The organism is Bradyrhizobium sp. WSM4873 (genome assembly GCF_055811355.1).
In genome coordinates this window covers 95358-107941 of record NZ_JBVVPS010000005.1, presented here as the reverse complement: position 1 = coordinate 107941, position 12584 = coordinate 95358, and the positions used below count along the sequence as shown (strand labels likewise).

Below are 12584 nucleotides of genomic sequence, written 5' to 3'. Positions count from 1 at the left end.
AACAGGGCGGCGGGAAATTCAACCGCTCAAAGAGGGGCGCATTGCAGCCCTCTCGATTCGGGAGGTTGGTCCGGGGCACGAGACCTAGGCCAGCGCCTCGAACCTGAATGCGTCCCCGTCCCGCTTGATGTGCCCGGCCGAAAAATGCCCGCCGATTACCAGCGTCGGGGTGTCGGCAAACCGGCCGAACAATTCGCGCCGCGTCGCGGCAGATTGGCTCTGATCGGAATCCGCGGTCGAGGACCAGCCGAGATGCGCCATCTGGCAGGGATGATGGGCGACGTCGCCCGTCAGCACTCCCTGCTCGCCGTCCGACTGGATCAGAATGCTCATATGCCCGGGGCTGTGGCCGGGGGTCGGGATCATGCTGATCTCGTCGCTGAGCCGGTGGTCGCTCGGGATCAACTCGGCCCGGCCGGCATCGACGATCGGCTTCACGGAATCGTCAAACACGGCCCGCTTGTCCGGCTCGGTGGAATGGTCGCGCCAATGCTCATACTCGGTCCTGCCGAAGACATAGCGCGCGTTGGGGAAGGTCGGCAGCCATTTGCCGTCGTCCCATTTCGTGTTCCAGCCGACATGATCGACATGAAGATGCGTGCACAGCACGGTATCGATGCTGTCAGGCGGAAAGCCCGCCGCAATCATTGTCTCCATGAACGGCGTGGTGCGATTGTTCCAGGTCGGGACGTTGCGGCCCTGCTTGTCGTTGCCAAGCCCGGTATCGACCACGATGCGGCGCGAGGCGGTCTCCACCACCAGCGAATGGATCGACATCTTCAGCCGGCCCTCTTCGGTGGCGAAATGCGGGATCAGCCAGGGCAGCTTCTGGATTTCTGCATTGCTCGCCAAGGGCAAAATGAAGCGGGTCGAGCCGACCGTCTCCAATTCCACGATCTTGCTGATTTTGACCCTGCCGACCTTCCACTGCATCCGGTGCATCCTCATGTTCTTGCTTTGGCGGGGAACATGCGCAGTTTGGCCGTCAGGCGCAATGGATCATCTGACGCGGTGCGGCGTTATCGCGGGAACCCAAGGGAAAGCAAAAGGCCCAGCCATGCCAGAGCTCGCAATCTCCGCGGAGAAGGTCGCCTTCATCATCGAAAAGGCGCGTGAATTCGACGTCAAGCAGGCGGATTCCGATCCGGATTCCGGCTCGAACGCGACGGATGACGATGCGGTCGACGTCCTCGAGGATGACGGCTCCGATCCGGTCGTCAACGAACTCGGAAGTTTCATCGTGGCCATGAACGAGGACGAGCAGATCGATCTCGTCGCGCTGACCTGGCTCGGCCGCGGCGACGGCACGATCGACGATTGGGACGATTTGCGCGCACGCGCGGTGGAGGCGCGCGCGGAGTATCGCAGTCCCCGGCGCGAAACGGCGCATTATCTGCTGGGTGAGCCGATGCTGGGCGATCTGCTCGCCGACGGGCTCGACGAATTCGGCGTCGACTGGACCGACGGAAACCCTGTCGCCGATTCATCCAGTCCGAGCCAGCGGGACGAAGACGAGCCCACCAAGCAACAGCGGTGATCCCGGCCGATATCAGCGCGCGCAGTCGACGACCACGGTGCCGAGCTTGTCGCCTTTCTCGACGGCGGCGTGGGCCTGCGCCGTCTCCGACAGCGCAAACTGCGCCGCGACATTGTGGATTCGCGGCCCCGCCGCCAGCCATTTCGAGATGTCGGCCTGCGCCGCCACAAGCAGCGCCGGCGGCAGCGCGAACAAGACGAGCGAGCGGAGCGTGATGCACTTCTCCATCAGCTCGCGCATCGGCACGGTCGGCGTGCGGTTGCCGTTCGTGGCGTAGACCGCGATTGTCGAGTTCATTGCGATCAACTTCAGGGTCGTCGCGATGTTGCCGCCGAAATCGACATCGACCAATCGGTCGACCCCGCGTCCGCCGGTGAAGGCCATGGCCTCGGCAACGACATCTTCGTCCCTGTAATTGACCACGAGGTCGGCACCGGCCTGTCGCGCCTGCTCGCCTTTCATTGCCGAACTGACGGTCGCGATCACCTGCGCGCCGCCCCATTTCGCGAGTTGCACGGCGTAATGCCCGACTGCACCTGCGCCCCCGGTGACCAGCACCGACTTGCCGACGATCGGTCCGTCCGCAAACAGGGAGCACCACGCCGTCATGGCGGGAATGCCCAGCGTCGCGCCTTGCGCAAAAGAGAGATTGTCCGGCAGCGGCGTCACCAGATGCTCGGCAAGCGCGATATGTTCGGCCGCGGTGCCAAAGGCGCGGCCGTTGCGCTGGCCGTTGAACAGCCAGACCCTGTCGCCGATCTTGAACCGCGTCGCGCCATCGCCGGTCTGGTCGATAAAGCCCGCGCCATCGCTGTTCGGAATGACGCGCGAAAACTCCTTGGCGCGATAGCTGCCCCCGCGCCGGCCGACATCGGCCGGATTGACGCCGGAGGCTTCCAGGCGAATACGAACTTCGCCTGGACCTGCGACCGGCGTCGCCATCTCACCATAGGTGAGGACGTCCGCCGCCGGTCCTGTCTCCTCGTACCAGACCGCCCTCACAGCGTTCCCGGGAAGGCACCGCCATCGAGCAGGAGGTTCTGCCCGGTGATGAAGCCCGCCTTGGCGCCGCACAGGAAGGCGCAGGCGTAGCCGAACTCGTCGGGGTCACCGAAGCGGCCCGCGGGGTTGAGCTTGGCGCGCTCGGCCAGAACCTGGTCCGGCGTGATGCCGCGCTTCTCGGATTCCCCCTTCGCGGTACTGCGCAGACGGTCGGTTTCGAACGGGCCCGGCAGCAGGCCGTTGATGGTGACGTTGTTGATCACGGTCTTGCGCGACAGGCCGGCGATGAAGCCGGTGAGGCCGGCGCGCGCGCCGTTGGAGAGACCGAGAATGTCGATCGGTGCCTTCACCGCGGCCGAGGTGATGTTGACGATGCGGCCGAACTTGCGCGCCATCATGCCGTCCACGGTCGACTTGATCAGCTCGATCGGGGTCAGCATGTTGGCGTCGATCGCCTTGATCCAGTCGTCGCGGGTCCAGTTGCGGAAATCGCCGGGCGGAGGTCCGCCGGCATTGTTGATCAGGATATCCGGCTCGGGGCAGGCCTTCAGCACGGCCTCGCGGCCCGCCGGCGTCGTGATGTCGCCGACGATCTCGGTAACGGTCACATCAGGATAGGCCTTGCGGATGTCGTCGGCCGTCTTCTTCAGGGCCTCGGCGCCGCGCGCGGTCAGCGTGACGTGTACGCCGGCCTCGGCCAGCGAGATGGCGCAGGCGCGTCCGAGGCCTTTGCTGGATGCGCAGACGATGGCGCGGCGACCTTTGATCCCAAGATCCACTGTTTCACTCCCGTAATGTCATGCAGGTTTTTAAGATGCCGCCATTCTAGCCAACCTTGGCGCCGCTGATAAGGGATTGGCTCGCATCAAAATGCATGCACGCCTGCGCGGCGATGCAAATGCGCCTCATCAGATGCGCCGCTCCTGCTTGAGGCGGTCGATCGCGGAGGCCGCTTCCGGCGGCAGCGACTTGAAGCCCATCTGGCCGATCGTCGAGAACAGCGGCCGCAGATGCGAGCCGGCGAGAAACGGCGGCTGGCGGTTGGCAGGCACGATCTGGTCGAACACCAGCACCAGGGTCGTGGCGACGAGGCCGACCCTGATGGCGCCGAGCGCTGCGCCGCCGAGCCGGTCGCCGATGCCGGCCTGCCGTATCGTGTCGCTCAGCGCCAGGCGGCCGAGATATCCAAACAGCATGCCGACCACCACGAAGATTCCGAAGAACCAGATCCAGTTCTGCAGCAGCGGCGCATTCGGATTGCCTGCGATTTGCGGGACGATCAGCGGCATCAGCGCGACGGCGATGGGGGCGGCGAGGAGATAGGCCAGGATCGTCATGGCGCTGCCGAGCAGGCCGGTCCTGAAACCGAAGCCGATCGCGACTGCGAGCGCCGCATAGACGGCGAGATCGAAACTGTTCATGCGCGTGACCCTGCCATGGAACGAATGAACGCAGAACCGATCATTCCAGTTTCAGATCGTTAAAATCGTCTGTATTGATGGCCCCAAAGCTCAGGGAAAGCGTCATGTCAGACCTATTCGACGTCAGTCAAGAAACCATCCTCGTCACAGGTGCGAGCCAGGGCTTGGGGCGGCAATTTGCCAGGGTGCTGGCGGCGCACGGCGCGGCCGTCGCGCTCGCGGCGCGGCAGACCGACAAGCTGAAGAGCCTGGAAGAGGAGATCCGCGGCAAGGGCGGCCGTGCCGCCGCCGTCGCGCTCGACGTCACCGACACCGCATCGATCGCCAGGGCCGTCGATGCCGCGGAAGCCGCGCTCGGCCCGGTCACGGTGCTGATCAACAATGCCGGCATCGCCATCGAAAAGCTCGCGACCGAGCAGACCGAGGCCGATTGGGACGCGGTGATCGGCGCCAATCTCAAGGGCGCCTATTTCCTCGCGACCGAGATCGCGCGCCGCATGATCGCGCGCAAGCAGGCAGGCAACATCGTCAACATCGCCTCCGTGCTCGGCACCGGCGTGCTGAAGGCGTTGTCGCCTTACGCGATCTCCAAGGCCGGCATCATCCAGGCGACCAAGGCGATGGCGCTGGAGCTCGCGGGGCAGAACATCCGCATCAACGCGCTGGCGCCCGGCTACATCGACACCGAGATGAACCACGCCTTCTGGTCGACGCCGTCAGGCGAGCGCCTGACCAAGCGCATTCCCCAGCGCCGCATCGGCGCCGAATCCGATCTCGACGGCGCGATCCTGCTGCTGGCCTCGAAGGCCTCGCGGTACATGACGGGCAGCGTGGTGACGGTGGACGGCGGATTCTTGCTGAATTGATTGACTGTCGTCCCGGACAAGCGAGTTCACTCAGGCGTCGTCCCGGACAAGCGCAGCGAAGCGGAGCGCAGATCCGGGACCCATAACCACAGGGAGCAGTTTGGCGAAGACTCGTGGTTACCATCTCACGCCACGACTGCTCCCTGGGGTAATGGATCCCGGCCTTCGCCGGGACGACGAGGTGGAGTCACCGCATCTCGCCCCTGATCATATCCGCCGCCTTCTCCCCGATCATGATGGTCGGGGCATTGGTGTTGCCGCCGATCAGCGTCGGCATGATCGAGGCGTCGACGACGCGCAGGCCTTCCATGCCGTGCACCTTCAGCGCCGGATCGACCACGGCCATCGCGTCAGTGCCCATCTTGCAGGTGCCGATGGGATGATAGACGGTGTCGACACGCGCGCGCAGGATGGCGCGGATGTCGTCGTCCGTTCTCACGTCGGACGTGAACATGTCCTTCTTCTGCAACGCGCGCATGGCGGGCGTCTCCATCAGCCGTCGCGTGGTCTTGAAGCCCGCAACCATCGTCTCGAGATCCTCTGCCTCGCCCAAGAAATTCGGATCGATCATCGGCGCTGCCAGCGGATCGGCGCTTTTCAGCCAGACGCTGCCACGGCTCTTCGGTCGCAACAGGCAGACATGGCATGAGAAGCCCGCCTCCTTGTGCTTCTTGCGGCCGTGATCGTCGAGCATCGCGATGATGAAGTGCAGCTGGATGTCGGGCACATCGAGATCGGCCCGGGTCTTCAGGAAGCCGCCACACTCGGCGAAATTGGTGGTCATCAGGCCGCGCCGCTCCCCGCGGTAGCGCTGGATGGCGCGGAGCAGGGATGGCAGCCGGCCGAGCGATGAGTGGACGAAGTGCGGATAGTCGGAGGCGTAGACGAACACGAAATCCGGATGATCCTGCAGATTGCGCCCGACGCCCGGCAAATGATGCACGACGCCGATCCCGTGCGCGGCAAGCGCCTCGCCGTCGCCGATGCCCGACAGCATCAAAAGCTGCGGTGACTGGAAGGCCCCGGAGGCGAGGATCACCTCGCGCCGCGCGCGCAGCTGCTTTGTCTGCTTGCCCTGGATGTATTCGATGCCGACCGCGCGCCCGCCTTCGAACAGGATGCGCGTGGCATGCGCATGCGTCTCGACACGCAGATTCGCGCGCTTGCCCATGTGCGGATTCACATAGGCGCGCGCCGCGCTCCAGCGCTCGCCATTGTGCTGCGTCACCTGGTAGCTGCCGAGCCCTTCGTGGTCCTCCGCATTGAAGTCCTCGCGGATGCGGAACTGCGCCTCGCGCGCGGCCTGATGGAAGACGTCGTGGATCGGATTGTCCGCGCGCAGTCTGTTGACATGCAGCGGGCCGCCCTTGCCGTGATATTCGCCGTCGAAATCGGCGTTGTTCTCCGAGCGCTTGAAATAGGGCAGCACGTCCGCATACGACCAGCCGGCATTGCCGAGCGAGGCCCAGTGGTCGTAGTCCCATTTGTTGCCGCGGATATAGACCATGGCATTGATCGCCGAGGACCCGCCGAGCCCCTTGCCGCGCGGTTGATAGCCGATACGGCCGTTCAATCCCTTCTGCGGCACGGTATCGAAGCCCCAGTTCGCGGCCTTGTACGGCAGGGCGAGCCCGAACGGCGTGGTGATCCGCCAATTGTCGTTCCGTCCGCCGGCATCGAGCAGCGCCACGGATGTCCCCGCATCCTCCGACAGCCGCCCCGCCACCGCGCAGCCGCCGGAGCCCGCGCCCACGACGACGAAATCCAATGTGTCAGTCACTGATGTTCCCCCGTTATCGTCATTCCGGGGCGATGCGGAGCATCGAACCCGGAATCTCGAGGTTCCGGGTTCGCTTCGCGCCCCGGAACGACCACCCCTACGACATGAACCGCATCATCTTCTCCAGCCGCGCGATCTTGCCGCCATAGGGCGGATAGAGGTCGGCGAGGCGGTTGAATTTCGAGCGATAGAACACCGGCTTCAGCTTGCTGAAGGTGCGAAAGCCCCATTCGCCGTGATAGGCGCCGGTGCCGGACGCGCCGACGCCGCCCATCGGCTGGTTGATTTGCGCGAAGTGGAACAGGCAGTCGTTGATGGTGACGCCGCCGGAGATGGTGCGCGCCAGCACCTCGTCGCGCGCATTGCGGTCCTTGCCGAACCAATACAGTGCCAGCGGTCGCTCGCGGGCGTTGACGAAGGCGATGGCATTGGCCGGTTCGCGATAGCCGAGCACGGGGAGCACCGGGCCGAAAATCTCCTCCTGCATCACCGCCATCTCTGCGGTCGCGCCCACGATCAGCGTCGGCGGGAATTTGCGGTGCGCCTTCCAGTTCGGATCGTCCGCCTTCGCCGGCTGCAGGATCTTGGCGCCGCGGCGTGCCGCATCCGCGACGAGATTCTCCAGCCGGGCATAGTGCCGGTCGGAGATCACGGAGGTGTAGTCCTTGTTGGAGGGGTCGGTGCCGAACATGCGTCGCATCTGCGCGCGCACTTTTTCGGCGAAGGCCTGCAGCGAGCGTTCGGGCACCAGCACATAATCGGGCGCGATGCAGGTCTGCCCGGCATTGAGCAGCTTGCCGTAGGCGATCCGCTCGGCGGCCTCTTCGAGATCGGCCGAGGCGTCGATGATAACAGGCGACTTGCCGCCGAGCTCGAGCGTGACCGGCGTCAGATTGCGCCCCGCGGCCTCCGCCACCAGCCGCCCCACCCGGGTGGAGCCGGTGAACACCAGATGATCGAACGGCAGCGATGCAAAGGCTTTTGCGATCTCGTCCTCGATGCCGGTGACGAGCACTTCCGCAGCGTCGAACCGCGCGGCGACCGTCTCCTTCAGCAGGCTTGCGAAATGGGCGACGTGCTCGCTCGGCTTGATGATGACGCGGTTGCCGGCGGCGAGTGCGCCGATGGCGGGCGCGAGCGTCAGCTGCAGCGGGTAATTCCACGGCGCGATGATGCCGACGACGCCGAGCGGCTGCGGCATCAGCCGGTTGCGCGCGGGCAAAAATTGCAGCGCCGTCGAAACGCGCTGCGGCGCCATCCAGCTCTTGAGGTGTTTCGTGGCATGACGGATCTCGGAGAACACCATCATGGTCTCGGCGATATTGGTCTCGACCGCGCAGCGGTGGCCGAAATCGGCCGAGATCGCCTGCCGGAAGCGCTCCTCGTTGTCGGCAACGACAGTGCGCAGCCGCGCCAGCCGGTCGAGCCGCTCGGCAAGGCCAGGCGCCGGCTCGGCCCGCGACCGCGCGACCATGGCGTGGAAGGCGTCTTCGACGGCCCGAAGCGGGGCGCTCGGCGGCGGATGGTCCAGGGGGCGATCGGAGGGGCGATCCGAGGGACGTTCCAAGGCGTGGTCCATGGCGTTCTCCCCTTTTAAGTGGCGTTTCCGCCTGGTTTTGTGGCCGCAAGCTGGCCCCTTGTGGAACTTCTGGCAAGGGCGGCCCAGACAGGCCGCAAATTCGTCCACCGCGCTGTCATAAAGTCGAAAAAAACGTCCCCGCAGCCCTTTCCAAAGCCACCCCGGGTTGGTACATACCGCCCGCACCCAACGGGCTTTGCCCGGGGTTGCCTTCCAAGGAAGCCTTCGGGACGGACGAAGCAAGCCACGCGAACAGCGCCGGCCCTTCATTCACCGTCCCCGGCACTTTCACGAAGGCAAAGCAACGGTTAACGCGGGGTGGAGCAGCCCGGTAGCTCGTCAGGCTCATAACCTGAAGGTCATAGGTTCAAATCCTATCCCCGCAACCAGATATGATGCTGTAACAGCAGCAGAAAACCAGAAAGCCGCTCTTTCGAGCGGCTTTTTGTTTGCCTAGAATCGCCACCGAGTCGCCACGGCGCCCCATGCCGTACCGCCGGTTCGAATCCCACTCTCTCCGCCATACAGGCTGAAAAGTTCTTGTTCTTCAGCGCTTCCTTGCACCGGGTGTTTAGCGGCCCATACTCCAGCCCATACCGGTGATCAGACGGAGCGGGAGCTTTTGCCGCGTCATAAATTGGCAGCGGTACGCGCCAGTTTGTGCAATTTGAACCCGCCTTGTGAGGATCCGAGCGCTCAGACTTAAAAAGCAGAAGCCCGGAGCACGCCTGGAGTTGAGAGGCCCTAAGTCAACTTCCTGAACGCGGCAGGGCACTCGCTCCTATTCAAACCCCTTTGCTTTTAGAACCGCTTGGGCGGCAGGCGAGGTAAGGAATGTGACCAACGTTCTTGCGGCGTCAGTCTGGTTGCCGCCGGTAACGATGCCGGGGGCGAACTGGGTGTAGTTCTGAATTGTCGACGGCAACGGGCCAACGAATTCGACGGATGGTTGGGCCAAGACTTCGCTAACTTGATTGAACCCGATCTCAACGTGGCCGCTGGCAACGCTTGCGTACAGCACTTTTCCAGACGGAGAGAGCTTGGTCTTGGGTTTCATTTCCTCAGCGATGCCCAACCGTTCGAGCAAGCTGGCCATGTAGATGCCACTCGCACCCCCACCGGCCGGATCAGGATAAGTAATCGAGCTTGCGGCCAACATCGCACGTTTGAAGGCGTCGGCTGAACTGATGTCGGGCTTCGCGGCACCCTTGCGCACAAAGGCACTAACACCGACCTTCGCGATGACGATGCGGTCGCCCGCCATGACTTTGTCTTGCGCGCGAAGTTGGTCCATCAGTGGCGCAGAGTTTATCACAAGATCGGCAGCCTCACCCTTTTGAAAACGGTCCGCGATAGCGCCCGCATTTCCGTAAGCTACGGTTACTTTGTGTCCCGAGGATCTTTCAAAATCTGGGACCAGTACGTCAATCGCCGGGTGCAAAGCCACGGCGCAAAGAAGCTTAATCTCGGCACCGCGGGCGGCAAACCCAGTGACGCCGATAAAGGCAACTCCAAGTACGAGTTTTGCAGAGAATCTCAGATGGCGAGGTCGCGAGCGCGGCCCCCGATCTGAAGCTTTTGTCCGGATCGACCAGACATGCTTGGGTCGCAGCGGCGGCTTCGCCCCAGTCAGCTTGCCTTTGTTCCACGGCACGCGCTTGGGCGCGCGGGTCGCATTCAATTGATCCTGCATGGCGATACTCCTCGGCTCGGTTACAGAGGCGAGAAGCATGACCCACCGGATTAGCCACTGGAACCAGGTCGGCTTTCTGGCCAAAGCGGACCCCCAGGGCCGGCCGGGTGCCAAACGCCTGTCGCGATTGACCCGGAGCGGAAGTGGCAACGAGCATTTGCGACAGAATGCCCTGCGAAGAGCGCCGATCTTGATTAAGGTCAAAGGAAAGAGCCCAGCCAAACGTAAAATTTACCACCGCGTGAGTGGGTTGCGGGTTGCTTGGGGCGGCTTGGGTGGAGCTTGATGTCTTCAAATAAGGGCGTTGTTTTCGTCGTCGACGACGACCCCGGTATGCTGCGAAGTATAGGTCGAATACTGCGACAGTTCGGCTACGGCAGCCTGCTCTTTCCGACTGCGAGTGCTTTCGAAAATCACGCCGATCTTGACGAGGTAATTTGCGTTCTGCTCGACATAAACTTGGGCGATGGGTCAGGGATCGAAGTGAGACGGCGTCTCAAAGCGGCCGGGAATAATGTGCCGGTCATCTACATGACTGGAAACGACAGCCCCCTCATTCGCGAGACTGCACTTCAATCTGGGTGCCTTGCCTACCTGGTAAAGCCGTTCTCGGCCAAGTCGCTGATAGAGCCGATTGAGCGAAGGTCGAGTACCCAAACCGGATATCCGCCCTAGCCCGACCGCTAATAGCCCTTTTTCTTGTCAATCATCTTATTGAGCCCTTATCGTTCCAACACTCGGGTTAAGTGCCCGGACTAGGATGGCAATGCGTTTCTGGCCGACAGCCTTTTCATGGCGAAGTTGTCGCGCGCGGAGCTTCACCGCTGTGCTGGCCATCGCTTTGTTGCAGGCGACGGTGCGCCAAAGTCAGGCGGCCGATCCAGCAGCCAAACGCGTTCTGATGTTGCATTCGTTCGGACCACAATTCAAGCCTTGGAGCGATTATGCTCGCACGATTCGAGCCGAAACCATTCGTCAGGTAAAATCGTCGATTGATTTCACAGACTTCTCGCTCGCCAGCGCAAAATCGGACAACGCAGAGCCCGAAATCCCGTTGGTTCAGTATCTCCGGGCGCTCTATCTCAGGGAGCCACTCGACCTTATAATCGCGGTGGGAGCGCCCGCCGCAAGCTTTATCCAGAGGCATCGCAGCGAGTTGTTTCAAACGACCCCAATGATCTTCACGGCTGTTGACAGGCGCCGCGTCGATTTTAGTCAACTTTCGGAAAACGACACGGTCGTAGCCGTCGATCACGATTTTGCTGCCATTCTCAAGACTATCCTGCAAGTGCTGCCGGATACCAAAGCGTTAGCAATTGTGAACGGAGTATCTCCCAACGAAGTATTCTGGCACGCGGAAATACAGCGGCAAGTAGCTCCCTTTGCGAACAGGGTCGTCTTGAAATGGTACGATGAGTTGCCTTTTGCCGACATTCTCAAGGACGCAGCGAAGCTGCCGCCACATAGCGCGATTCTCTGGCATTTGATGAATGTGGATGCAGCAGGTGTCTCTCATGAAGAAAACGAGGCGTTGAATGCATTGGCTTCCGTAGCCTCTGCCCCCATCTTCTCTTACGACGGCTCCTTTTTTGAAGGCGCTCTCGTTGGGGGGCCGATGTTTTCCGTGTTGGAGAGCAGTGCAATCACGGCCAGTGTCGCGAACCGAATCCTTTCGGGGGAAAGGGCGGGGGACATCAAGACCCGGCCGATTGAGTTCGCGGCTGCAAAGTTCGATTGGCGGCAAATGCAGCGCTGGGGAATTAGCGAGAACAATTTGCCTGCTGGAAGTACCGTTTACTTCCGAGAACCGATGGTGTGGGAACGGTATGCATGGCAGATCGCATCTGTCGTCGCGATTCTTGTGATACAGGCCGGATTTATTATTATCCTGTTACGCGAACATCGTCGGCGTCAACTTGTAGAGGTGCAGTATAGGCAGCGCACGGCGGAACTTGTCCATGTCAATCGCATCGCCACGGCTGGCGAACTGACCGCCTCAATTGCTCATGAAATCAACCAGCCGCTCGGCGCTATTCTGACCAATGCCGAAACCGCTCAGGTGATCCTGAAATCTCCGAGCCCCGACATGGCGGAACTGAACGAGATCGTCGGCGATATCCTGCGCGATGACCGCCGCGCCAGCGAAGTCATTCGGAGGATGAAGAGCCTGCTGAAAAAAGCACCCTTTGAACTGAAGAGCCTCGACTTCAATGATCTCGTTGGTGAGACTGTCGAACTCGTTCTTGGCGTTGGACGAAAGGTCGAACTGGTTAGTGTGATCACGCCGGAAGCGCTTCCGATCCTCGGCGACCGCGTTCAACTTCAACAAGTCATTCTTAACCTTGTCACGAACGGGATCGACGCGATGAAGGAGATACCTACCGAAAACCGCATCATAAGCATGCGGACTGCGCGCGTCGAAAAATTTGCCGAGTTGTCGGTGTCGGATCGCGGGCCGGGCATTCCCGAAGACAAACTGAAAGAAGTCTTCGACCCGTTCTACAGCAGCAAAGCCGAAGGCATGGGCATGGGGCTGTCCATCGCGCGCACCATTATCGAGGCCCACAATGGGCAGATAAGGGCCGAAAATCGGGATCATGGCGGTGCGTTGTTCCGGATCAGGCTTCCTATTGTCCAATAGTTCGTGAACCATCTCGCGACCCGTACGACCGTACTTCTGCTGATGGCCCATCAGCGAAGTAGCGG

At 62.1% G+C, this 12584-nt stretch carries 11 protein-coding genes and 1 tRNA gene; 5 read left to right on the top strand and 7 right to left on the bottom strand.

The genetic code is table 11. The features are described 5' to 3' along the window. Nucleotides 1–84: 84 nt before the first annotated feature. Entirely contained in the window at nt 85–933 is an 849-nt protein-coding gene (locus AC0L21_RS10335; protein ID WP_473260898.1) for an MBL fold metallo-hydrolase, read from the bottom strand. A 124-nt stretch (nt 934–1057) separates the two neighbouring features. On the opposite strand from AC0L21_RS10335, the gene AC0L21_RS10330 reads away from it, so the two are divergent. Continuing rightward, on the top strand, nt 1058–1537 hold the full coding sequence (locus tag AC0L21_RS10330; protein ID WP_027515358.1) for a DUF3775 domain-containing protein: 480 nt from the start codon (nt 1058–1060) through the stop codon (nt 1535–1537). A gap of 12 nt (nt 1538–1549) precedes the next feature. On the opposite strand, the gene AC0L21_RS10325 is transcribed toward AC0L21_RS10330, so the two are convergent. The 3 genes from AC0L21_RS10325 to AC0L21_RS10315 all read right to left on the bottom strand — a co-directional run bounded on the left by AC0L21_RS10325 (nt 1550) and on the right by AC0L21_RS10315 (nt 3960). Next, nucleotides 1550–2539 carry an NADPH:quinone reductase gene (locus tag AC0L21_RS10325; RefSeq protein WP_473260894.1) on the bottom strand — a complete coding sequence of 330 codons (990 nt, stop codon included), beginning with the start codon at nt 2537–2539 and terminating at the stop codon, nt 1550–1552. After that, nucleotides 2536–3318, bottom strand: a complete 783-nt coding sequence (locus tag AC0L21_RS10320) for an SDR family oxidoreductase (RefSeq protein ID WP_473260892.1) — start codon at nt 3316–3318, stop codon at nt 2536–2538. Before AC0L21_RS10320 ends, AC0L21_RS10325 begins: the two co-directional genes overlap by 4 nt. 129 nt (nt 3319–3447) lie before the next feature. Beyond that, on the bottom strand, nt 3448–3960 hold the full coding sequence (locus AC0L21_RS10315) for a CvpA family protein (protein ID WP_473260889.1): 513 nt from the start codon (nt 3958–3960) through the stop codon (nt 3448–3450). Between the two features lie 104 nt (nt 3961–4064). Here AC0L21_RS10315 and AC0L21_RS10310 point away from each other — a divergent pair, with 104 nt between their 5' ends. Further along, entirely contained in the window at nt 4065–4826 is a 762-nt protein-coding gene (locus AC0L21_RS10310) for an SDR family oxidoreductase (protein WP_473260887.1), read from the top strand. Nucleotides 4827–5013: 187 nt separating this feature from the next. Here AC0L21_RS10310 and AC0L21_RS10305 read toward each other — a convergent pair whose 3' ends face one another. Beyond that, complete coding sequence (locus AC0L21_RS10305; RefSeq protein ID WP_473260885.1) at nt 5014–6606, bottom strand: GMC family oxidoreductase; 1593 nt, start codon at nt 6604–6606, stop codon at nt 5014–5016. 97 nt (nt 6607–6703) lie between these two features. Then, on the bottom strand, nt 6704–8185 hold the full coding sequence (locus tag AC0L21_RS10300) for a coniferyl aldehyde dehydrogenase (RefSeq protein WP_473260883.1): 1482 nt from the start codon (nt 8183–8185) through the stop codon (nt 6704–6706). A 312-nt stretch (nt 8186–8497) separates the two neighbouring features. Between AC0L21_RS10300 and AC0L21_RS10295 the strand changes: the two genes are divergently transcribed. Further along, a tRNA-Met gene (locus tag AC0L21_RS10295) sits at nt 8498–8574 on the top strand. 392 nt (nt 8575–8966) lie between these two features. Here the strand turns inward: AC0L21_RS10295 and AC0L21_RS10290 are convergent. Beyond that, the gene (locus AC0L21_RS10290) at nt 8967–9878 is read right to left on the bottom strand and encodes a molybdate ABC transporter substrate-binding protein (RefSeq protein ID WP_473260881.1); all 912 of its coding nucleotides are present in this window, start codon (nt 9876–9878) and stop codon (nt 8967–8969) included. A gap of 285 nt (nt 9879–10163) precedes the next feature. Between AC0L21_RS10290 and AC0L21_RS10285 the strand changes: the two genes are divergently transcribed. Next, nucleotides 10164–10553, top strand: a complete 390-nt coding sequence (locus AC0L21_RS10285) for a response regulator transcription factor (RefSeq protein WP_473260879.1) — start codon at nt 10164–10166, stop codon at nt 10551–10553. Between the two features lie 91 nt (nt 10554–10644). Next, a complete protein-coding gene (locus tag AC0L21_RS10280; RefSeq protein WP_473260874.1) occupies nt 10645–12519 on the top strand; it encodes a sensor histidine kinase in 1875 nt (624 codons plus the stop codon). The last annotated feature ends 65 nt before the right edge of the window (nt 12520–12584 follow it).

Excerpts from the sequence above, each read along its gene's own strand:
- AC0L21_RS10335 (WP_473260898.1), bottom strand. The coding sequence starts at position 933 with ATGCAGTGGAAGGTCGGCAGGGTCAAAATCAGCAAGATCGTGGAATTG.
- AC0L21_RS10330 (WP_027515358.1), top strand. The coding sequence starts at position 1,058 with ATGCCAGAGCTCGCAATCTCCGCGGAGAAGGTCGCCTTCATCATCGAA.
- AC0L21_RS10315 (WP_473260889.1), bottom strand. The coding sequence starts at position 3,960 with ATGAACAGTTTCGATCTCGCCGTCTATGCGGCGCTCGCAGTCGCGATC.
- AC0L21_RS10310 (WP_473260887.1), top strand. The coding sequence starts at position 4,065 with ATGTCAGACCTATTCGACGTCAGTCAAGAAACCATCCTCGTCACAGGT.
- AC0L21_RS10300 (WP_473260883.1), bottom strand. The coding sequence starts at position 8,185 with ATGGACCACGCCTTGGAACGTCCCTCGGATCGCCCCTCCGATCGCCCC.
- AC0L21_RS10290 (WP_473260881.1), bottom strand. The coding sequence starts at position 9,878 with ATGCAGGATCAATTGAATGCGACCCGCGCGCCCAAGCGCGTGCCGTGG.
- AC0L21_RS10285 (WP_473260879.1), top strand. The coding sequence starts at position 10,164 with ATGTCTTCAAATAAGGGCGTTGTTTTCGTCGTCGACGACGACCCCGGT.
- AC0L21_RS10280 (WP_473260874.1), top strand. The coding sequence starts at position 10,645 with ATGCGTTTCTGGCCGACAGCCTTTTCATGGCGAAGTTGTCGCGCGCGG.